This window comes from Flavobacterium sp., assembly GCF_039595935.1.
Lineage (GTDB): Bacteria > Bacteroidota > Bacteroidia > Flavobacteriales > Flavobacteriaceae > Flavobacterium.
Genome location: NZ_JBCNKR010000006.1, coordinates 1,880,961 through 1,902,863, shown reverse-complemented (window position 1 = coordinate 1,902,863; position 21,903 = coordinate 1,880,961). Strand labels below are relative to the sequence as shown.

The window sequence follows — 21,903 nt, the reverse complement described above, 5'->3', positions numbered from 1 at the left end:
GCTAAAATATTAAATCTTCAGCTAATTATTTTTGTTTTTCTCTATCTGGATTTAAGTTAACGACATTTTTCAGTTCCAAAATCGATTCAAGTGGATGTATCCCAGCCCCTTGACTAGCATTTGATTTTCTTACTTCAAAATGCAAATGCTCTTGCTTCGCTAATAAATTCTTTGCATTTCCTGTTTTTCCACTTTTACCAATCTTCATTCCGGCTTTTACCTTTTCTCCGACATTCAGATTTACTTCACTTAAATGGGCATAAAAGAAATGATATTCCTTTCCTTCATAAAATCCTCGGATTGTTATTGTTTTACCATAACTATCAGAAACATCAGGTCCAACCCTTACACGCATACCATCGACACAAGCAAATATAGGAGTTCCGACAGGAGCGTATAAATCAAGTCCATCATGTTTCCCTGAACTTCTTGTAGGAACCACGCCGTGATTACTATCTTCTGGTCTCCAAGTACTGTACCATCCTCTTAATTCCATTTTATCAAGTGGATTACGCCATATGTTTCTTCCATACTCACCGTCATGTAAACTACTATAATATTCTGTAATTAATTCTCTCATTTGTATCCCATTCTTCTTTTTATCAACATCCAAGCTTGCATTTTCATTATAATTTGTTGTTCCTAATTCATACATAGTTTCATTTAAATCATTTCCAACAAAAGCAGGAGCAAAGACAGCAATATATATATCTTCAGGTATTTTAGGTAAGGTTTTTACACTCTCAATATATTTTTTAACTTTATTTAATTGATCTAATTGGGTCATATTAGCATATTGAAGTTTCAATTCATGAAGCTCATCAAATCCTCCTCCTTTATATTCTCCCATCTGAGAAAGTGCTGATTGAGTAAATTGAACCAGTCCTACCGCCCTTGAAAGTCTTTTTCCATCTTTATATTTATTAAAAGAATCTTTAGTAACTTGATCTTTTGGAATTAACTTTTTACCTTCTATTTGATGTGGAGCAAACGTACCCGCAGTCTCTCTATTCATTACAGCCATAAGCCCATTTGCCATTTCCAGTATATTATTAGGCCAAAGTTCTTTACAAATTTGCACTACTTTGATTCTAAAATCTTTACTCACTTTCGCTCCCCAGATTAATTGTGGATCATTTTCATTAATTATTTGTTTTTTATTAGCTATGTTATTAAAATCTCCTACAACCGCATTCAACCCATTCTCCAAATAAAGTCTAGATTCAACACCTTCCATTCCTAAATAATAAGAATCTTCAGTGCCAAATAACGGAGTTATTGGACGCCATTTTTTGTCTAAAACAAATGAAATAGAAGCTTCTCCTTCGCTTTTAACAATAGTTTTCATTTTCAGCTGTGAATGTTGTGCATTTTTTCTACGAACTTTTAATACTACTTCACTTCCTACCATGTTTAGGGTTTTAACGATTCCTTTTACTTTAGCTCCGTATGGCACGGGAGTAAGCGGATTTACACGAACTCCATCATAGGTAAAGTAAACATCGAGTACTTTTTTATCTGTTGTAAGAGACAAAGTTGTATTAGCATCGTAATTAGCTGGTGATTTAAATGGGTATGGTTTACTGTTCTGAATTCCTAAGAGTTTAAAACCAATTTTGACATTTCTTTTACTTCCCAATCCTATTGCTTTTTGAAAAGCTTCATCGAATTTAACTTCTTCAAAAATTTCACCTTTACTATTTGTTTCTATATCAATATGATGGTTTGTTTTTGCATCGTTCAAATAAAAATAAACTCTAACCTTCTGATTCTCATAATGTGGAATAAGAGCTGTAATATAGTTGCTTTCTCCTGAAAAACCAGAGCTTGTTTTTTTACTTCCTCCACTCCATGCCCACCAAGCTTCGGTTATTTCTGGTTGTTTGATCTCTATTTTGAAAATAGCACCTGATTTACCCCCTTTTTGACGATCACTAAAAGCCTCTACTGTATAATGACCTGCCTTCTGCGGAAGTGTCATCGTAAATTCTTTCCATTTATGAATATAATTTCTTTGAGAGTCTTTTTTATCTATAAATAGATCAGTGCCTGAAGTTAAATAAGGTTTCCCACTAGAATCATAAATCATCCATCGCACATCTTCTTTCTCATCATCTGTTGGAGGATTTATTTTGAAAGTCTTGGCTTCTAAGGTCAACTCACTGTTTGCAATTCCTGACAAGAATATATTACTTCCTGAACTTTTTCCAACCGCACCAATACTTATAACCTCATTTTTAATTACCGAAGTTTTAAATTCCTTATTTAATCCATATTGGTCTTTGCTGGCAACTTTAATTTTATAAATACCTAAATCTGGCATTGCAATTTTGATAATACCTGTTGAATCTAATTCTCTTTCTTCTGAAATAACAACACTTTTTCCTGAAATAACAGTTTCAATCTGATAATAAAGCTTTATCGGATTTAATGTTTTTATCGCCGTATTTTTAAGAGAAACTTTAAATGTTTTTTCTTCTGCAAAAGGTCTTATAAATTCATTTTTAGCAATTGCAGGAGGTGTAATTACAATGTCTTGTCCGACTATTTTTAGCTCTATGAAAGTAGCTGCAGCTGCGCTTTTTTCTGTTTTACAGTATGGTTGTGTCCATAAGCATCAATTCTGTATGTTCCAGGAGTATCAAAATTATAACTGAATAAAGTGCCTTCATTTTTAAAGATATCCTGTTTATTAGTATCGATATTATAAATTATCCAATTAATATTTTCTTTTTGATTTACTTTCTGATTTATAAAAGCTTCATCGACAAAAAATTCCAGATTTTCTCCAGCAATAAACGAAATGGCATTAGTATTCTTGATTTTAACCGCTCCTTTGTTTACCCCGCTTCCGTCAAAATTGGTTTCACTAACTTGTTTAAGGAATACATAAACATCTTCTTTTCCTATAGAAGCGTATATTTTATCTGCACTTAAATTAGGATATATTTTAGTTTTAGTCGTTATGCTAATACTATTTGGCAAAGCATTAAGTCCCTCAACTTCTTTTAACAATAAAAACAATTCATCATATCGCTCAAAAAGATTTGCAATGTTTGTTTTTTCATTTAAAATTTGATTTTTAATAGTTTCCCAGCGTGTTTTATTTACTTTAGAAATAGACCCTTTTAGTATATTAGTATCTATTGCATCAATCATTTTTTTACGAAGGCTTTCCCAATTAAAGTTTTGAATCGTAAAAGCTGATGAATTTATCGTTTTTAAACCTGCATACATCTGAGTAAACAAAATGTGATCTGGTTTTTCGTCGAAATCACTTGCTTTAGCACCTTCATCAAAAGCTTTTAAAATAGCATTCCAATAATTTATTGCTGCTGTATCATTAGCATTCGTTGCAATTTCTAATTTGTTTTTGATTTCTGTTTTGATCACTTCTATTGAAGGCTCATTATTTTCCTGAAGATTTTCTGGTAATCTAAAACTTTGCTGTAAAGATACATTTGGATAGATTTTATCAACTGAAATACTATTTAAAATATCTTTTTCGTCTCCATGAATCGAAGGAGTATTGCTATCCAATGCAGAAGAATCCAAGGTGATTCCTCCATTGTTATTAGAAGCGCCTCCTTCGATAGGAGTTGTAAAATATTGAGATGCTGTTGCGAAAGAATTTTGTTTTGAAATCTCTGATACAGAAAGAAGATTATTAAATGATTTCCCATCAGATTTGCTCTGTTCCTGCTTAGAAATTTCAAAAACTTCTTCTAATATTGAAGAATTAGAATGATTTAAAATATCAGTCGTATTTTGATTTTTGTATTCCAGCCAAAGTTTTTCTATATCGTTTTGCTGTCTCATTTCTTTTGAAACTTTAGCCAATTCCTTGATAAAAGCTTCTTTTAATTCTTCTGAACTTTTTATAGATGAATTATTTTTTATTGAAAGATTGAAATTATGAATTACATTTTTACTCATTTCTAAGGTGTTTTTCTGAGAGCAAAAGTAATCTTGATGTTGATCATTATAGAAAAATAAACTCCTTGAATTCAGTAGTTTCAGCAGGTTCTTTACTTGCTGAAACTACTGAATTCAAAGGCTAGATTTTCATCAAAAATATATTCCTTTTCCTACTTTTGTTTCCTCCAAAAATCAAAAATTTATCCAAATTGTTTCTATTACAATTTTTATTAATCCTTCCTATTCAATAAAAAAAATATCACTCAACTTTATTATTAATCAATTTTAAAAATAAGCCATTATGGATTTTCTATTAGTAAGAGGCGTACGAGAAAGGCCTAAAATTCCAGACAAGAATAATTCTTGTTTTTTATCAAAGGGATTATTCTGCTATCATTTTCAAACAACAGCAATTACCGACCATTATTTTACCACTTATTTATCAGCAATAACTTTATTAGAAATTATAACGTAATCATAAAAAAACATGGCAATTCAAACATTAAATACGATAAAGAAATGGTTTCAAACCGGCTTTAAACCTTCTCAGAATCAGTTCTGGGATACTTGGGATTCTTTTCGACATAAACATGACAAAGTTCCTTTTAAAGATATTGAGGAACTTGAAACTATATTAAATACAAAAATTGATAAATCTCAATTTCAAGAACACAAAAACGATATAAATGCGCATACCGAGTTGCTTTCTAAAAAAGAAGACACAGCAAATAAAGGCATTGCTGGAGGTTATGCACCTCTAGATGAATTTAAAAAAATAGCCAACCAATATTTAAGTATTATTGACAATTTAACAACAGGTGGTTCAAATTCAATTTTAAGTGCTGAACAAGGCGTAATTTTAAAAATCGAAATCAACAAAATTAATGCGCTATTAGCATCAAATAATCTGAGTTTAAATACTTTGCAAAAAGTTGTAGATGCAGTTGAAGGAATTCAGACTTCATTAAATAATATTTTTGTAAATGATTTAACAACAGGAGGCACAACAAAAGCATTGACCGCAGAGATGGGAAAATTTTTGCAGGCAAACAAAGAAGATAAATCTCAAAAAGGTATTTCTGGCGGTTATGCTCCTTTAAACAATTTTACAAAATTAGCCAGTCAATATTTGGATATTGTCAATGATTTAGTATCAGGAGGTTCGACTTCACTTTTGAGTGCTGAACAGGGTAAAGTACTGCAAAATCAAATAAATGGAATTAATACTATATTAAAATCTGATAATATCAATCTTGATACAATTCAGGAAATTGTTGATGCAATTGAAGAAGTGCAATTATCATTAAATGCTATTTTAGTAAATGATCTTACTACAGGAGGTGCAACAAAAGCACTTACTGCTGAAATGGGTAAAATGCTAGAAAACAAAAAATTAACCGCAACCATTGCTACAGATTCAGAGACTCAAATTACTTCTGCTGTTACCGAAGATAACAAAGTTATCAGTCGATCTAAATTATTTAATTGGTGGGAAAATTTAAAAACTACAACTCAAACAATCAAAGCTGTTTGGAATTTTAATTTAGGTATAAAAGTAAGTAATAGCACTGGTAATATACTTTATACAACTCAAATGATTGAGGATATGTTTATTGCACAATTATACTATGCTGGAATTGGCGGATATCAAAAAACTCAATATGGATATGAAACTATAAAATGGATTTCTCCAAATAATAATTATACTCAAATAATTCCATATTATAATCCATTACAAAACAACATCTTAAAATGGCCAAATAAATCAGGAACTGTTGCTGTTACAAATGATTTTATTACTACTGCAGCTGGTACAATTTCTACCCCTCCATTAATAATTCCTAATGGTACACTTACCACTACTCCACAAAATGGTGCAATTGAGCGTGATTCAAACGGTAAATTATGGACAACACATGATGGCAAAAAATATAAGATTATTGAAGATGATGGAAGCGCAATATTATTAGCTTACAATTCCCCCGCTAGTGTAACAGCAGAAGCATATGCAGGTGTTAATACTACTAATACGGCACAAACTGTCGCAAGCCAAATCGGCAGCATTTCTAATAATGGTTTTTTCTCAATAAAAATGTTTAATCGTATTACTTTATCTAAAAATACTGGTACAGTTATGCCTAACGTTGTAAAATTAGAAGTTTTTATGCAAGTAAATAATGGATTTTTTTACAGAACAATAGGCGGACCAAGATGGAACCAATTGAAAATTTATGAAAAAAGTAATTTATCTATTCCTAATGGAAGTAATAATACTGCTTTTTACGATACATTTTTCTCAGAAATAATAGAAACCAGTTATACATCTTGGTCAGGTATAATTCTTCCCTTAAAAACTGATAACGGCTCAAGCGTTGTTGTACAATATACAGATTATTCACTTACAAATGCCAGTAACAATGCTGATTTACCAGCTTCGCAAGCATCTTTCAACTTTGTATTTGCAATGACTTTAGGTTATGCTGATAGTACAAACGCTTCTGGTCAAAATGTTTCCTGGAAAATTACAAATGTAAATAAGGCAACTTATATTGAAAAAATTAGATAGATAAATGTCGGTATATCAAAGATTCAGAAAATTTCAAACAAATTCATATCCGAAAAATATAGAATGAATTGTCTAATTACATGATCAATCATTAAACTTCGATTCTAAACTAAAAATCTGCTATATAATCAATTATTTACAAAAACAAAGAGAATAACCTTCAATAAACTTTTTCACAAATTAACTCTTTTGGTTATCAATAATTTTTTTTTAGTTAAGGATGAATATTTAGAGCCTGTTTTCAATTTATAGGGAAAAAATTGAATCAATATTTCCTTTCTTCGCACTCTTTCAACCTGCTTTTAAATCTTAAAATTAAAAAGGTTTATTATTTTCTGAACTTAATGATACTGCTAAAACTAAACTTCAACCAACCTAATTCCTTAAAAAACATTTATTAAACAATTAAAAATAACATATGGCAACTAAAGCACTATATACTATATAGAGAAAATCCGATAAAACAAATAATTATAAAAAACAAAAATTATGTTACAACAAAAAATTTCAAACAATTCCCTTTTTGCAAATGTAGAAAGAACTATTCAAATTGCAGGTTTATCAATCAACTTTGATTCAAAACTGTTGGATATTTATTATCGAATTAATTACTTAAAAAACAATGAAAACATAAGTCATATGTTTTCTCAAAATACCCCTCTTTGGCATATAGACAATGAACAAAGAATTTTAGTTCGTGATGAAAATTTTGAGCCAATTTTAAATCCAGAGTTTCAAGAGCAGAAAAATGAATTTGGAAATATTATCAATGAAAATGAAAGATTTCTAACGGAACCTGCTTTTGATTATGTATCCAATATTATGCTGAATACCCCCATGATGCTGAGTGATATTCTTAAAAAATACATTACTGAACAAGACAATGATAAAAGATTTGATTTTTAATTATGGGAATCATATTATATCTATTTGCGGTACTACTTTTTATTCCGCTTACAACTATTAATATAATCATCGTTATTTGGAAAAATGCGTGGACAAAGGGTTTTCTTAAAACCTTAAATCAATATTTTTTTACCGGTGCGGTTGGTTTAGATATATTTGCGAACTATGAATTTCGTACGCTGTGGAATACTACTTTAAGAACTCGAAGAGGTTATAATTTTGGTATTAAAGAAGAAACCATTAGTAGTGCTTTAGGCAAAAATCAACAACTAAAAACGCTTTCTGTTATTGGCTGGATGTTAGTCTATATTCTATGGGCGATAGACTATCAATACTGGAAAAAAGGCGGCCATTGTGCAAATTCAATAATAGATCTTCAAAATTAGAGTTTTAGTTATTCCTAAATAAAGAACATTATTTTTTAAACCCGGAATGATTCAAGAACATATGTTTTTGAGTCATTCCGGATTCTTTATTTCTAATTATACCTATTTTTTAAGCTTCGTTAATAAAAGTTTTTATACTGAAATTACCGAAAAACCAAGTCCGTTTTTTTTAGTTTTTGTATATCTCTAAACTACTTTTACAGCCTCGTTTTTCTAATAGCTTTTTGTTTTTCACAACTCCTTCTGTTATTTCCAAAAAACATTATCCTAACATTTAGTAATCAAATTAAAACAAATACCACTATGGATTATCTACTTTCAGGTATAGAAAAAATACCTAAAATTCTGTACAAAAACATCTTATACTTTTCAAAACAATTTATTGCAACTTAAAAGTTTGAATTTTAAAAACCGTGATAAGTTTCATCACCTTTAAATGTTTTTAACAATTTATCCAGATCTAAAAATTTAATCATTTATAAAAATTTAATATGGCAACAAACATCAATACTATTCTAGGTTGGTTTAAAACAGGTTATAAACCAACTCAAGCTCAATTTTGGTCTTCATGGCAAAGCTTTTGGCATAAAGATGAAATCATACCACAAAGTAGTATAGCCAATCTCGAAGAGACCTTGAACATTAAAATAGACAAACTTTATCTTGATGAGCATAAAATCGACAAAAATGCACATAAAAATTTATTTGACGAAAAAGAAAATAAATCTCAAAGAGGCATACCTAATGGCTATGTACCTCTTGACACTATGGCTAAAATTACAAGTAATTACTTAAACATTGTAAACGATTTAAATTCGGGAGGTATAAATTCGCTTTTAAGTGCAGAACAAGGGAAAATTCTACAAAACCAAATAAACAGTATTAATGACTTATTAGAATCTGATAATATAAGTCTTAACACAATTCAAAAAATTGTAAACTATATTGAAGATATTCAGGTTACATTAAGTTCATTTTTAGTTAATGATTTAACAACAGGAGGAGCATGTAAAGCCTTAACTGCTGAAATGGGTAAAATACTAAACGATATTAAACTTACTGCTTCCATCGCTACTGATAATGAAACTCAGATAGATACAAATATTGAAGAAGACAATAAAATAATCAGTAGATCAAAACTATTTAAATGGTTTGAATGGATAAAAATGCGCCCTCAGTCTATTTCTGGTACATGGACTTTTACGGAATCGATAAAAGCACATGAAGCAACTATGGGAAATCAATTAACTACATTAGACCAAGTAAAAGATATTGCTAAAACTTTTGATGTCTCGCAAACAGTTTCAGGAATTGTAAACAATTCAGTACTACAAGAATTAGGTGGCGTTGATAAAACTATAAATGGTGTAAGGATAGGCAGAGGAGCTTCTAATATAAATAGTAATACTGCTTTAGGTCTTAATGCTATGGACGCCACACTATCTGGAGGGAGCAATACTTCTGTTGGTGCATTTTCGGGATTAAATTTATCTACAGGAGCTTCCAATACTCTTGTAGGTCGAAGCGCTGGGTCAAGTATTACTACTTCTACTTTTAATACATTTATAGGAAGTAGTGCTGGTGCACTAAATACAGGCTCAAGCAATGTACTTATAGGTGCATCATCAGGGAGATATGGTGCAAGTAATAATAATATTGCAATTGGAACTTCTGCATTATTAAATAATACTGGTACTCCAGGTTCAGAGATTTTTGGGCATAAATGTATAGCTATAGGAAGCTCTGCAATGGAAGCCAATCAAACTGGACATGGTATAGCTATAGGTACATTAGCTTTAACTAAGCAAACGACTTGTATGTGGAATATTGCATTAGGAACACAAGCTGGAGCTGGAATAACAACAGGAAGTGGTAACGTAATAATTGCTGATACAGGATTTGTAACTGCTGGAGGAGGAATTACTACTGGTAACAATAATTTAATTGTAGCACCAAATTCCGGTAATACAACAGGTATAACTATCGGTAGCGGAAATGTTGTCCTAGGCAAGGTTAGTGGTTTGGCAGCAAATGCAATTGATACTATAACAATATCTGATGGAAGTGGAAACATTGCATTAAATAAAACTAGTTTAGGTGAATTAAAAGCTCCAAACTTAACGCAGGCATTAATTATTTCTGGTGGTGACAAAAGTTTAATCAATAAAGGATATATAGATCAAATGGGGTCAGTAATAAATACCACTACAACTGCATTATCTGTGACAAATTTAAATTCTACTTATCCAAATGCCATTAGTCTCAGAGTTCATTGTCTAAATATTGCTAGCGGAGGAATCGTTTATGAAAAATCTGGTTCAGGTTGGATACAATATTCAGCCAGTCCATTAATTTAAACCCTTTCCTACTCTTTAAATCAATTTTTCAAAAAAAAAATCAAACTAATGATTAATAAAAATCAAAGATAAATTTATACTAAATTTTATCGAAATAGAAAAATCCAAGATTATAAAAAGAAATAAATCTTAATAATCTTGGATGTTTTTTGCATTTAATATAATCAGTATAAACAAATAAATGTTAGGCAAAAATCAATTATTTAAAAACCATTTATTTAAATTATTTTCATTGAAACTACTGAAAATGTGTCTCTTAATTTTCTTTTTTTTTAGTCTCCAATATTCTATTTTTACAAATTCTAATAAGATCTATTAGAATTCCCAAAACCGATATTATTATTCCCTACTAACCTTCAGTTTTTCACTAAAGGTTATATCTCAATTGTATAAATCATTCAATATTCTTTTTAAACATTAAATCATTCAATTAATTATGGATTTTATACCAAAAGATTTAGGTGAAATCACACCAGCACCAGACATGAGCAATTTTAAGAACCCGTTAAAACAAGAAATGGACGGCAGCATTATCATAGCAAATTTTAATATTTCGCCTATAAGCACATCCGAAAACAAAGAAAGTATTTTCGAAATCATACGAAAAGAAAATCTAGATAGCTCTATTTAACGACGATATATTAAACAAGAAATAAAAATTAAAAACTATAAAAAATGCTAGACAAACCAATAATAGAAAAATTAAAAGAAAAATATGGCTCTATAATAAAACTTACATCCGATGACCAATTAACAACTGCTTATTTAAAAAAACCTTCATTTTCAACATTTCTTAATTATCAAAAAAAATATCAGGACGATCCTCATGAAGCAATTCTATACTTATTTAAGGAATGCGTTATCGAAGAAGAAAATTATAACGATGATTTTATGCTTTCAGCAGGAACTTCGATTATTTCTATTATTAAAAAAGACAGCGAATTTAACATTGATGCTACTCCTCAAAAAGATGAATTTAAAAAATCCGCTGCCTTAATACGAAATGCATTTCAGGTTGATCCATACAAATTGTCAATGGATGAGTTTTACAAACTACTTGAAGAAGCTTTATGGCTTCAAAAACATCATGAATCAAGAATGGAAAACACCTTTATTTCTGCTTTTTCTAAAACATTTTCAAACTAAAAAAAATCATCATGAAATTCAATTTTAATGTAAACGAAATTTTAGAGACCAAAAACGTCGAGTATAGCGATATAAACTATAATGAATCAGAGTCAAAAGATTTTATTATTGACAAAACCGGAGGCGAATTTAACCTCAGAGTTTTTGCTCCACTGATTTTTGAACCTTTAATAAAGAACGATCTTAATCTTCCAAGTTTAAGAGTCGATGCTGTCACAGTGAATCTAAGCCGTTCTAAAATTATTAAAAAAGAAGGAGTTGAAGGAAGAGACTCGACTATTAAAGAACATATTACAAATGGTGATTTTAGCATTTCTATTGAAGGATTGATTGCTAACGAAACTGGAGATGAATACCCAAAAGAAAAACTTTTCTTGTTGAAACAATTTCTAAATGCCCCATATACTCTAAGAGTAACTCACGCAATTTTGAACCGATTTGGCATTTACGAATTAGTTATCGACTCCTATTCAATTCCTTCAATTTCAGGAACAAAAAATATTCAAAAATTTTCTGCCAGCGCCACATCAGATGAAACTGTCGAACTAATAATTAGAGATAATGCTTAAACTCAATGCCAAAATTAAAGTTTACGAAACCATACAACTTATCCCTACGCCTAAGTTTTATGAATTTAACTACGTTAAAAATGTAGAGATAAACAGTTCATACAAAACGCTTACAGATACCGCCACTATTATTATGCCTCAAAAGGTATATACAAATACAAAGGGATTCGATCAAAGCCTTTTTACAAATGCCAACGGAGAAGAAAAAACAATTCATGATTTTTTTAAGGTTGAAAATTATATCGAAATATTTTTAGGGTATGATGGAGATTATAAGCCTGCTTTTAGAGGCTATATTACAGGAGTGCAATCAGACATCAATGCAACAATAACTTGTGAAGATGTTATGTATGCTTTTAAAAAAATAAAAGCAGTAAAAGACAACAATGTTCAGGATAAAAAAGACAATTTTAATATAGTTGCCGTTAACCCGGCTGCAAATGTTGACAATTTTAATCCTAAAACTTTTTTTGAAAAAAGAATCAAAGAATTAAAACTTCCCTTTAAAGTAAATGCTCTTGATGAAAACATAGGTAATATAGTTATCAGCAGAAATCATAACATTGCACAGGTCTTTGAAATGCTGAAAGACAAGGGAATTTACACTTACTTTAAGACCGAAATAACAGGTCCGGTTCTAACAATTACGAACAACCCGCAACAGCACACTGTTAAGGAATTATCAGGATTTATTAATCGTAATTTTATTAAAAGTCCTTTAGCTGGATCACTTGTAAAGAAACTGATTAATGAAGGTCTTAATCTTTTAGCTTCACAATTAAATAAAGCAGCACAATCTATTTTGGGAGGTTTTTCTGGAAGAGTAAATTTTAGATTCCGATACAATATTATAGAAGACAAATTAGTGGTTGTCAATGAATCAGGCAAAAATACCCGAATTAGAGTAGAAAAATACTTTAAAAATTCTAACACTCCAATTTACATCGAATTAGGAGACCCAAAAGGACAGCTTTTAAAAACCTACGTTTTACATAACGACAATAAAAATCTTCCTAATGATCCAGCAGCTTTTGAAAAAATAACCACAGAAGTCGCTTCACAATTGTATCAATACGGTGCTTTAAGAGCAATTCAATCTAAACCAAACGGATTTGAAGGTTATATTTTGACTTTTGGGGAGCCATTTGTACGTCCTACAGATAAAGTGATTCTCGAAAATGCAAAAGACAAAGAGAAAAACGGAACTTTTCAGGTTGAAAAAGTAGAAAGAAGTTATGGTGAGGGCGGTTACAGACAAAAAATTTATTTAGGAAGAAGAGTCGAATCAGTATAAATATTCACAATGGGAAATATAAAAGATTTAATAAAAAATGTAGCCGACAACAATAAGAATATTGAAACTTTTGCGGCAAAAGTTATAGAAATAAACAAAGAAGAAGATTCACAACATAATACTGAAGATGCTTATACAATAGATGTCATGCGTGCGGATGGCGCGATTATTAAAAATGTACGTCTAAAAGCCTCAATTCAGGATGTAGAACAAGGAATCATTACGATTCCTAAAAAAGACAGCTGGGTTTTGGCTTCAATTATAGATGGCGTTGAAACGAGAGCGTTTATTTCGCAGTATTCTGAAATCGAACGCTCCTTAATTCGTTTTAAAAATGATCAAAATCATTTTCTGGAGATTGACACCGATGTAAACAAATTAAAAGTTCTCTTTAAAACACAAAAAAACAAAGACAATTCAATTTTACCTATTACATATAATAATATTGCTAAAATAGAATTTATTGGAAATGAAGAAGAACCAAACATATGTACTATTTTTTATGATGAAAGTGGAAAAGAAATTTCTAAAAATAGTTTAAACATCAATGAGCAAAATATTAGTATCAATGAAGGAAAAACTCTTTTTGTGCTAAAAGATAAAGAAGCAAAAATTATCATTAAAGATGGCTATGAAACCATAATTTCTGATTCTAAAACTTCATTCAAAAAAGATGATTTAACTTTTGAAATGGATGATAAATTTAAAATTAGTGCAAGCAAGAAAAATTTACTTACTGAATTAGAAAGTCTAATAACTGAGATCTCAAATATTGTAGTCGTTCAAGGAGTTGGTCCAAACGTAGGAAACTTACTCGCAATAAAATCCAATTTAAAAAACTTATTAAAAATTTAAAAAATGGCATTAGCAACACCTTTATTAGAAGATGCAATCTTAAAAGCATTTGAAGAAAGTTCAAAAATAAAAATTGATACAGAAAGTAATTCTGATAATTCAGACAAGTCAGAAAAAGCAAGGAAAAATACAGCTAAGGCATTAGCAGAAGCAATTGAAACATTTATAAAATCTGGTACAGTAAATACCACTGTTACAACTACAGGGGGTACATCAGCACAAACTGGAACGGGAACAGGAAAAATTTCATAATATAAAAAAACGACCTCTTACATGAACTGCAAGAGGTTTTTTCCTTTTTAATTAATTTGATAAATCTAATTCAACTTCTTTTTTAAAGCTTCTTCTAATTCAAAATATTTACTTTCAAGAGCATGAAGCTTTTCATAAATATTAATTGGATCCGGCATTTGTCTTGATGCATACATACTTGCGTACCAAACTTCCAGGATATCTTCGGCATAAATAGAATACATCGGATAATTTCCATCTCGATTATCAGATTTTAGTATCAATTTTCCGTGTTCTCTAATTCTATTTAAAACCCTCTTTACTACTACTCCATCATTTTTACTGACAATAACATAAATTCTTCCGTCAAGTATGTCATCAAAATTATCTACATATTTTCCAAAAAGATAATCTCCATCATGTATTGTGGTTGACATCGAATTACCCTTAATCTCAAAGCATCTGTAAGTTCCGTTTTTAAGCATCGGCATACTGAAAGAAGGAAGACTTTCCATATATTCAGGATCTGCATAACCATCCAAATAACCTGCTCTGGCTTTTACCCCAACAAAATTGATGTTTTCATCTCCTTCTTCATTTACTGTTATAATTTTTGGTATTTGCAGGTTAACATTATTACTTGATGTTGCATTAAAAATATCATCACTACCTCCAAAAAAATATTCAGGATTTACATGGCAATGTGTAATAATACTTTGAAGTAGATCAAAACCTGGTTTTGTTCTTTTTCTTTCGCCATCAGCTTGTAATCTTCCAATTGTAATGCTGTCTATTGTTGTGCTTGTAACTCCAATTAGTTTGGCAAATGAGTTATTATTTAACTTCATTTCATCTATAATACGTTTTATCTTATCGTGTATTTCCATGTTTGCAACTCGTTTGATTCTTTATGTAATATGTTTTAGTTAAAGGAAAACTTCAAGTATATGTTACAAAACTACACAATATATGACTAATAATCATTATTTTTATTAAAATTTTTAAAAATAACTGATTATCAATATGTTAATTTTAACATATTTCTGAATTATACTACATATTCATATTCAATTAATTAAATCATATTACTGAAACTATTGCGTTTTAACATGTAATATGTTTGTGTTTTTAAAACATATGTTTTAAATTTGCTTAAAAATAATCCAACATATGATTTTAAAAGAATTTTATACAGAAAAGAAAAATGCTATTGAAACAGAATTTAGTTCTGATTCGTTAACAGTTCAATTATATAATGATAATGTTTTTAATGCATCTATACAGAAGCCATTTCTAATGTTTAAATATGACAATATATTTTGGGAAACATCTTCTGAAAAAAATTATAAAGCCGATGTATCATTTTGTATTTATGTTATAATGCCAAATGAAACTACAACTTCTGCAAATTATGAGGCAGTTTTTGAAATTGCCCAACGCATCGACAAATCTGTTTTATCAGCAAATATTAGTAATGCATTAATTGATACCAACTCAACATTTAAAATAAAAGAAAAACAGTATAGTAATGAATATGATTACTGGAACAAAAACAATTACTTTATTTGGGAGATAACTTACAAAACAACTTTGATTGAGAATACTTTAAAAAAGAAATATATTTTATTCAATAATGGATTAAGCAATGAAGAACTCGAAGAACTAGGATATAATTTGTCTTCAGGAATTATTGGAATAAATCCAAATCAAGTAGAAGGAAATATCAATTTAAGTACCACTATTTAGTCTGAAAAAACTGCAGCACAACTATACGATACCATTAAAAAACAAAAATACGCATATATTCTAAACCGAAAAATCATGAAAAGAAGCAGAACATTATTAGACAAAAGGAGAGATTATGTTATGAATTATATCAACAGTAATCAAGCCAAACAAATGAAAGTTGTAGTTGCAGAACTTTCAGACACTTTATTCCTTACAGAGCGCACCATTTATACTATCATAAACGAAGGACTTGCTACAGAAGCCAAAGCATAAAGTATTGAAACAACTGGATTTGAGGATTCATAAAATTGAAAAACTCTGTTTAGAGCCTTAAATTTGTTCTCGTAAATAAAATATAAATCTGCCATTCTGACTAAGGTAAAATCTAACCAAAAAACTACAGAATAACTACAAAATAGGAATACTTGTCCTAATTTTTGGATTAAGAATTACAATCAAATTTTTCAAATCATAAATATTTAAGCTAACAAGTATAATTACTTGTTACAGCTACTCTTTTGCCTTTTTATTAGCAAAAAAAGAATTAAAACATTTAAACAATTTATATTATGAGTACATTAAACAATGTAGTAATTAACAAACTATCAGGCGGATTAGGAAGAAGAAATCCTGAACAGGATATGGTTTCAGGATTACTTTTTAACGGTCAATCAACTCTGGAGTTACCTTTGGACAAAGTAGAACGTTTAGCTTCATTAGAAGATGCTGCTGCTTTAGGTATTAAAGAAGAAAATGACATTAATGGTCAATCCGTTTATTATCAAGTTCAGCAATTTTTTAGATTAAATCCATCTGGTGATTTGTACATTATGAAAACTGCTGCTACATCTTATGAAAATATCGTAGAGCAAGCCATGACAATGCAGGAGAAAACTAATGGAAACATTCGCCAAATGGCAATTATCTATTCTGGAGCAACAACATTTACACAAACTTTATCTGCCGTTGCAAAAGCACAAAATCAGGCAGCTATGGCCTATAAAGATTATATGCCTTTTGAAATTATTATGGAAGGAAAAGGTTTTGATCCTCAAGATGCTGCTTCATTAGCAGGTTTAAATGCTGAAAACGTATCTGTAGTTGTTGCTATGGATTTTGAAAAAGCTGCTAAATATACAAACTCTGCAGCTGTTGGTTTAGTATTGGGAGCGATTTCTAAAGCAAAAGTATCTGAAAACATTGCCTGGATTGAAAAATTCAACCTTACAGGTGAAGGTTTTTCTAAGCCATGTTTTGTTGGGGGAAAAGAAATTAAAACTCTTGGAAAACTAACTGACTTAAACGAGAAAAGATACATTTTTACACAAACACATACGGGTTTAGCCGGAGTTTACTTCAATGACAGTCACACTTGTACAACAGGAACTTCTGACTATGCATATATAGAAAACAACCGAACAATTAATAAAGCTACCCGTTTATTACGCACTGCTTTATTACCAAAATTAGCTTCTCCGGTTTTAGTTGATATTGATGGCAAATTACCACAATCTGTTTCGAAAAATTTTGAAGGATTGTGCCGAAGCGCTTTAGAAACAATGGTAGCTAATCAGGAAGTATCTGCTTTTGATGTTTATGTAGATCCAAAACAAAACATTTTGGCAACTTCTGAATTAAAAGTAAAAGCAGAAATTACCCCAATTGGAACTGCCCGTAAAATTATGGTTGATTTAGGATTTAAAAACCCATTCGGAATCGACAAAGCTTAATTTCTTCTCACACCGCTTTTCAAAACCTATAAAAACTTAATTAATTACATCATCAAATTAAAGATGATAGTCATTGAACGTTATAAACAATCATTAAAACAAACTAAAGCTACACTATGAATAAATTGCCATTAATTAACGGACAACAACACAGCTGGTCATCTATCGAAGTAAGTATTGCAGGTAATATCGTTACTGGTATCACAGCAGTAAATTACAGCGACTCAGTTTCTAAAGAAAACCATTATGGAGCTGGTGACATGCCAGTACATAGAGGAAGAGGAAAATATGAAGCAAAAGCTTCAATCACTTTATACAATTATGAAGTAGAAGCTATTTTAGCTGCTTTGCCAAAAGGTCAAAGATTACAGGATATCAATCCTTTCAGTATTATTGTCAGCTACTTAGACGACAGTAACGAAGTCATTACTCATACAGTAAGAAACTGCGAATTCAACTCAAACAGCAGAGGAATTAGCCAGGGAGATACGAAAATTGCAGTTTCTTTTGATTTGATCTGTTCTCACATTGAGTGGAACTAACCTCCGGAAAAATACTTTTCTAAACCATAAAACTGTTTAAAAAAACCGACTCAAAAGAGAAAACCAATCTCATTATGCGTTAAGCAAAAAGAAGTTCAGAGAGATCTGATTTTTGCAAGCAATCTATTTATTAGCTCATTATGAGTCCGTTTTAAACAACTATTTACTTCAGAAGGCTGCCTTGAGCATTTTCGTCCTGAAACACAGCTCAGGCAGCCTATTTTTTTTAATATAGAATCAATTTTCAATATGAAAACAATTATAGAAAATGCCGAAGTTCTTGATGGTAATATCACTCAGGCACAGCTAAACCAATGGAAATATAAGCACAAAAAAATAGTTAAACTCAGCATTAATGATGATGATACTTCTACCCTTTTTGCCTATTTCAGAATACCAGATATTAATATTCGCGCTGCTGTTTTACAAGCTTCTAAAATGGACGAGTTTAAAGCCCTAGAAGTTCTTTTTAAAAACTGTTATTTGGGCGGTGATAGCAAAATAGAACAAGAAGACGATTTACGTCTCAATATTACCACTGCATTTTCAGACCACATACAGCCAAAGCCTGTTAAAGTAGAAATTCTCTAAAAAAGCATCTTTTTATCCCTTCTGTAAAAACCAAAATCATGATTATTAAAAACCATACGATAGAACTAAATGATACCAGCGCTTCTGAAATGGCAAGGTTTAGACAAATTATGCTCAAAATTTGGCGACAGCAGATTGAGGATGATAAAAATGCTGAAATAGTGATTGATTCTTTTAAAAGTTCACAGATCGATACTAGTACCTATTTTGTACCTGTTTTTGAAGTTATAGAATGCATTAAAAAGAAAATTGGAGTTATTTACCCTAATATGTCCTTTAGCCAATTTGTTAATGGTCCTATTAGAAGCACACCCGATAAATTAGGGGTTATAATTTATGATGATAGTCAGGGAAATTCAAAAAATGGCGCAGTAGAATTAGAATGGAACTATTTTAATGGAATAAATTTAATCGCTAAAACTTTTAAAACTACTATTCAATTTGGAAAATATCATACTGAATTTACTTTAGTTATTTTTGATCATAAACTTGAAAAAATTGCATTCAAATTTACTGTTTATGACTTTGATGTTTTTCTCTCTCTATGCAATTTAATTGGAATTCCCATTATCATTCATGAAAAAAAACTTTATGATTTATATCGCAAAAAGATTAACGAAGCCAACAATGATCCAAATAAATTAGATGTAATATATGAATCGCTGCCAAAAGCTTTATTTGGTAAAATGGGTGATGATGATGAATTATATGATCATCTTAACCTCATTTTAAATGACACATCTCTGTTAGAAGGAATTGGAACACCTTCAAAATTTGATACCAATGAAGACAAAGCAATTCTACAGATTCTTTATGCTATTACAGACAGACTTGTTCTATACAAAAAACTTCGTGATACTGATCTATTATACAAAGTATACTCAAAACTCAATGGCGAAGAAGTACAAGATTTACTAAGATTTTTAACTCGCTTGGTTGCTGAGTTTGACACTTCGAAACCAACAGAGACTGTATATTTTGACAACAGTTATTATTTGTTTAGAGATACTCACATAAAAACTTTCTGGTCAGGAGAAGAAATTCTTATAGACAATTGTAGAAAAACAGATAAAACTAAAACAATTGGAAAAGCTAAAACTTCGATAAGTGCAAAAGAACTAGACAGAATAAATCCTCCCGGAGTTTACGAAGCACCAATTTTTGAACATTATATAGAATGGAAATCTTTTAACCCTTTGGCAAAACTCAATTTTGGCACAAAACTGGGTGATCTGGGCGAACAAGTAGGAGACGAAAATACTTTTGTTATTGCCTTAAAGCTTCATGATATGGCAACTAAACAGTCAAATTGGGATTTGTTTAATATCGCCACAGATTTATTGAGCTTATTATCTGCTTATGGGGCATTGCGTATCGTTTTAGCAAAAGGTGCTCCAATATCTGCAAGATTATTAGCTACAGTTGTTTTGGCAAAAGATACTGCTCACTATGCTATGCTTAGTAATGGTACTTTAGAAAAATGGCATAAAAACGGTTATGGCTGGTTGGCCCATCTTTGGGTTGCATTTAGTGTTACTGTAGATCTTGCTTCTTTTGGATTACCTAATTTATCTAAAATCGCCAAAGAAGGAAATGCTGCGGCCGAACTTGCAGAAACAGCTGAAGATGCAAGAGAAATAAGGAGAGTAACTGCTCAAGCACAACAAATAATAAATGAATATCAAAAACTAGAAACAGCACTTGCTAAAATTGCTAAAAAAAGCGAGGATAATTTTGGAAACATCAATTATGTAAAAAATATTGAAGATGAAATTAGAATCTTGGATAAAGAATATGGAATGTTTTTTGATAAGGACGGAAAAGCTCTTTTTAAAAATAAACTTGGTGGAACTTTCGAAGCTAGTTTAAAAATCGAATTAACACAAGTTATAAAAGCTAGATCACAAGCATTAAAAAATGGAGGAAAAGCTAGCGATTTAATATTTACCCATAATCATTTTGGAAATTCAGCACTAAGTCCATCAGATATTCTTTTATCAATTAAATATAATTTAAAAGAAATTCGTGCTGTAGGAAGCTCTGGTATAGATTACAGTCTAAAAAGAATTAATAATTATCCTTTGGAAAACAGTCAAACTTATATTAATATTATGAAAAAAGTAAATTCTAAAATGTTATCAAAATATCCAAAAGTACACCCAATAAACTATATAGATGGAGGTAATAATATAGAAGTTGCTCAGTTTTACGCTGAAACACTATTAGAGCAGTTTGGAGATTATATAGAATACACTAAATTCACAAAATAAAAAAAGAAAGATGACTAATTTACCTAAACTAGATTTTTTATATTTTAATTTGGAACATACAGAAGAAAACGATCTAAAAAGTAGGCAACTATATTATGACAAATTTGATTGGGATGAAAATAATTTTGATAACTATATAAAAAAATGTTCATTAGAAGAACTAATTTACTTAATGATTAATATTTATAAAGATAAGTATCCAAGAAGCATATTTCATTTTGCCATTTCATTAGATGCTAACGAGCAAAATTTACATTCTTATATTGATAAAAATAGAAGAACAATAAGGGAAAATCAATTCTTGTATAATAATTTCTTAAGAAAAGATGTACTATCTATGAAAACTCGGCATCATGAAGAAGAATATTCAGACGAAGAGAGTATCGAAAAATATTGGAGAGGAGAATCTTATATGCAGAATCTATTTCTAGAGTTCAATAAAGAAATTCCATTGAAAATAATAGATAAAGCTCTCGGAGGAAAAGAATATGCAAAAACTGAAAAAGATGATACATTACTTTATGAAGTAAAAGACAGTCCTATTGCTTCTTTAGAAGTTGCTAAAAATAGTATAAAATTGAACATAAATGAAGATAAAGTAATTAATTATGTTTCAATTTGGTAATTCTCTCTAATATTTTTCAAATATTTTCGCACCCGTTTTTCCTATCAAGAAACACGGGTATTTTTTTATCTTTTTCCAAGCTTTTAAAAACTAAAAATAAAAAATAAAAGATAGAAATCATATACTGAAACTACTGTTTTACAACCCCATATTATTTTAAAAATAAGCTATTTCGGCGTATTTTTACAG

Annotated in this window: 20 protein-coding genes; 17 read left to right on the top strand and 3 right to left on the bottom strand. The window is 30.2% G+C overall.

Features of this window, described 5'->3' with window-relative positions; genetic code table 11:
* Positions 1-25 precede the first annotated feature (25 nt).
* Together ABDW27_RS17875 and ABDW27_RS17870 are read right to left on the bottom strand one after the other, a co-directional pair.
* On the bottom strand, positions 26-2,323 hold the full coding sequence (locus tag ABDW27_RS17875; RefSeq protein ID WP_343697126.1) for a M23 family metallopeptidase: 2,298 nt from the start codon (positions 2,321-2,323) through the stop codon (positions 26-28).
* 233 nt (positions 2,324-2,556) lie between these two features.
* Positions 2,557-3,936: a hypothetical protein gene (locus tag ABDW27_RS17870; protein WP_343697125.1), complete on the bottom strand. Its 1,380-nt coding sequence runs from the start codon at positions 3,934-3,936 to the stop codon at positions 2,557-2,559.
* Between the two features lie 469 nt (positions 3,937-4,405).
* Between ABDW27_RS17870 and ABDW27_RS17865 the strand changes: the two genes are divergently transcribed.
* The 10 genes from ABDW27_RS17865 to ABDW27_RS17820 all read left to right on the top strand — a co-directional run bounded on the left by ABDW27_RS17865 (position 4,406) and on the right by ABDW27_RS17820 (position 14,249).
* Positions 4,406-6,484 (top strand): hypothetical protein, encoded by a 2,079-nt coding sequence (locus ABDW27_RS17865; protein WP_343697124.1) that lies wholly within the window; start codon positions 4,406-4,408, stop codon positions 6,482-6,484.
* 489 nt (positions 6,485-6,973) lie between these two features.
* Positions 6,974-7,390 carry a hypothetical protein gene (locus ABDW27_RS17860; RefSeq protein WP_343697123.1) on the top strand — a complete coding sequence of 139 codons (417 nt, stop codon included), beginning with the start codon at positions 6,974-6,976 and terminating at the stop codon, positions 7,388-7,390.
* Positions 7,391-7,392: 2 nt separating this feature from the next.
* A complete protein-coding gene (locus ABDW27_RS17855; RefSeq protein ID WP_343697122.1) occupies positions 7,393-7,776 on the top strand; it encodes a hypothetical protein in 384 nt (127 codons plus the stop codon).
* Positions 7,777-8,267: 491 nt separating this feature from the next.
* On the top strand, positions 8,268-10,133 hold the full coding sequence (locus ABDW27_RS17850; protein ID WP_343697121.1) for a hypothetical protein: 1,866 nt from the start codon (positions 8,268-8,270) through the stop codon (positions 10,131-10,133).
* 436 nt (positions 10,134-10,569) lie between these two features.
* Positions 10,570-10,764, top strand: a complete 195-nt coding sequence (locus ABDW27_RS17845; protein ID WP_343697120.1) for a hypothetical protein — start codon at positions 10,570-10,572, stop codon at positions 10,762-10,764.
* Between the two features lie 44 nt (positions 10,765-10,808).
* Positions 10,809-11,279 (top strand): hypothetical protein, encoded by a 471-nt coding sequence (locus tag ABDW27_RS17840; RefSeq protein ID WP_343697119.1) that lies wholly within the window; start codon positions 10,809-10,811, stop codon positions 11,277-11,279.
* 11 nt (positions 11,280-11,290) lie between these two features.
* Positions 11,291-11,848, top strand: a complete 558-nt coding sequence (locus tag ABDW27_RS17835; RefSeq protein WP_343697118.1) for a DUF6046 domain-containing protein — start codon at positions 11,291-11,293, stop codon at positions 11,846-11,848.
* On the top strand, positions 11,841-13,142 hold the full coding sequence (locus ABDW27_RS17830) for a hypothetical protein (RefSeq protein WP_343697117.1): 1,302 nt from the start codon (positions 11,841-11,843) through the stop codon (positions 13,140-13,142). The genes ABDW27_RS17835 and ABDW27_RS17830 overlap by 8 nt, the downstream gene beginning before the upstream one ends.
* A gap of 9 nt (positions 13,143-13,151) precedes the next feature.
* Complete coding sequence (locus tag ABDW27_RS17825) at positions 13,152-13,997, top strand: hypothetical protein (protein ID WP_343697116.1); 846 nt, start codon at positions 13,152-13,154, stop codon at positions 13,995-13,997.
* A 3-nt stretch (positions 13,998-14,000) separates the two neighbouring features.
* Entirely contained in the window at positions 14,001-14,249 is a 249-nt protein-coding gene (locus ABDW27_RS17820; protein ID WP_343697115.1) for a hypothetical protein, read from the top strand.
* Positions 14,250-14,314: 65 nt separating this feature from the next.
* On the opposite strand, the gene ABDW27_RS17815 is transcribed toward ABDW27_RS17820, so the two are convergent.
* Positions 14,315-15,076, bottom strand: a complete 762-nt coding sequence (locus tag ABDW27_RS17815; RefSeq protein ID WP_343697114.1) for a S24/S26 family peptidase — start codon at positions 15,074-15,076, stop codon at positions 14,315-14,317.
* A 322-nt stretch (positions 15,077-15,398) separates the two neighbouring features.
* Between ABDW27_RS17815 and ABDW27_RS17810 the strand changes: the two genes are divergently transcribed.
* The 7 genes from ABDW27_RS17810 (at position 15,399) to ABDW27_RS17780 (ending at position 21,714) form a co-directional block, all read left to right on the top strand.
* Positions 15,399-15,974, top strand: a complete 576-nt coding sequence (locus ABDW27_RS17810) for a hypothetical protein (RefSeq protein ID WP_343697113.1) — start codon at positions 15,399-15,401, stop codon at positions 15,972-15,974.
* 75 nt (positions 15,975-16,049) lie between these two features.
* Entirely contained in the window at positions 16,050-16,229 is a 180-nt protein-coding gene (locus tag ABDW27_RS17805; RefSeq protein ID WP_111376191.1) for a hypothetical protein, read from the top strand.
* A 296-nt stretch (positions 16,230-16,525) separates the two neighbouring features.
* Positions 16,526-17,686, top strand: a complete 1,161-nt coding sequence (locus ABDW27_RS17800; protein WP_343697112.1) for a DUF2586 domain-containing protein — start codon at positions 16,526-16,528, stop codon at positions 17,684-17,686.
* A 116-nt stretch (positions 17,687-17,802) separates the two neighbouring features.
* Positions 17,803-18,228 carry a hypothetical protein gene (locus ABDW27_RS17795; RefSeq protein WP_008461938.1) on the top strand — a complete coding sequence of 142 codons (426 nt, stop codon included), beginning with the start codon at positions 17,803-17,805 and terminating at the stop codon, positions 18,226-18,228.
* A 249-nt stretch (positions 18,229-18,477) separates the two neighbouring features.
* Positions 18,478-18,819: a hypothetical protein gene (locus tag ABDW27_RS17790; RefSeq protein WP_343697111.1), complete on the top strand. Its 342-nt coding sequence runs from the start codon at positions 18,478-18,480 to the stop codon at positions 18,817-18,819.
* Between the two features lie 38 nt (positions 18,820-18,857).
* Positions 18,858-21,089, top strand: a complete 2,232-nt coding sequence (locus tag ABDW27_RS17785; protein WP_343697110.1) for a hypothetical protein — start codon at positions 18,858-18,860, stop codon at positions 21,087-21,089.
* Positions 21,090-21,099: 10 nt separating this feature from the next.
* Positions 21,100-21,714 (top strand): hypothetical protein, encoded by a 615-nt coding sequence (locus ABDW27_RS17780; protein WP_343697109.1) that lies wholly within the window; start codon positions 21,100-21,102, stop codon positions 21,712-21,714.
* The last annotated feature ends 189 nt before the right edge of the window (positions 21,715-21,903 follow it).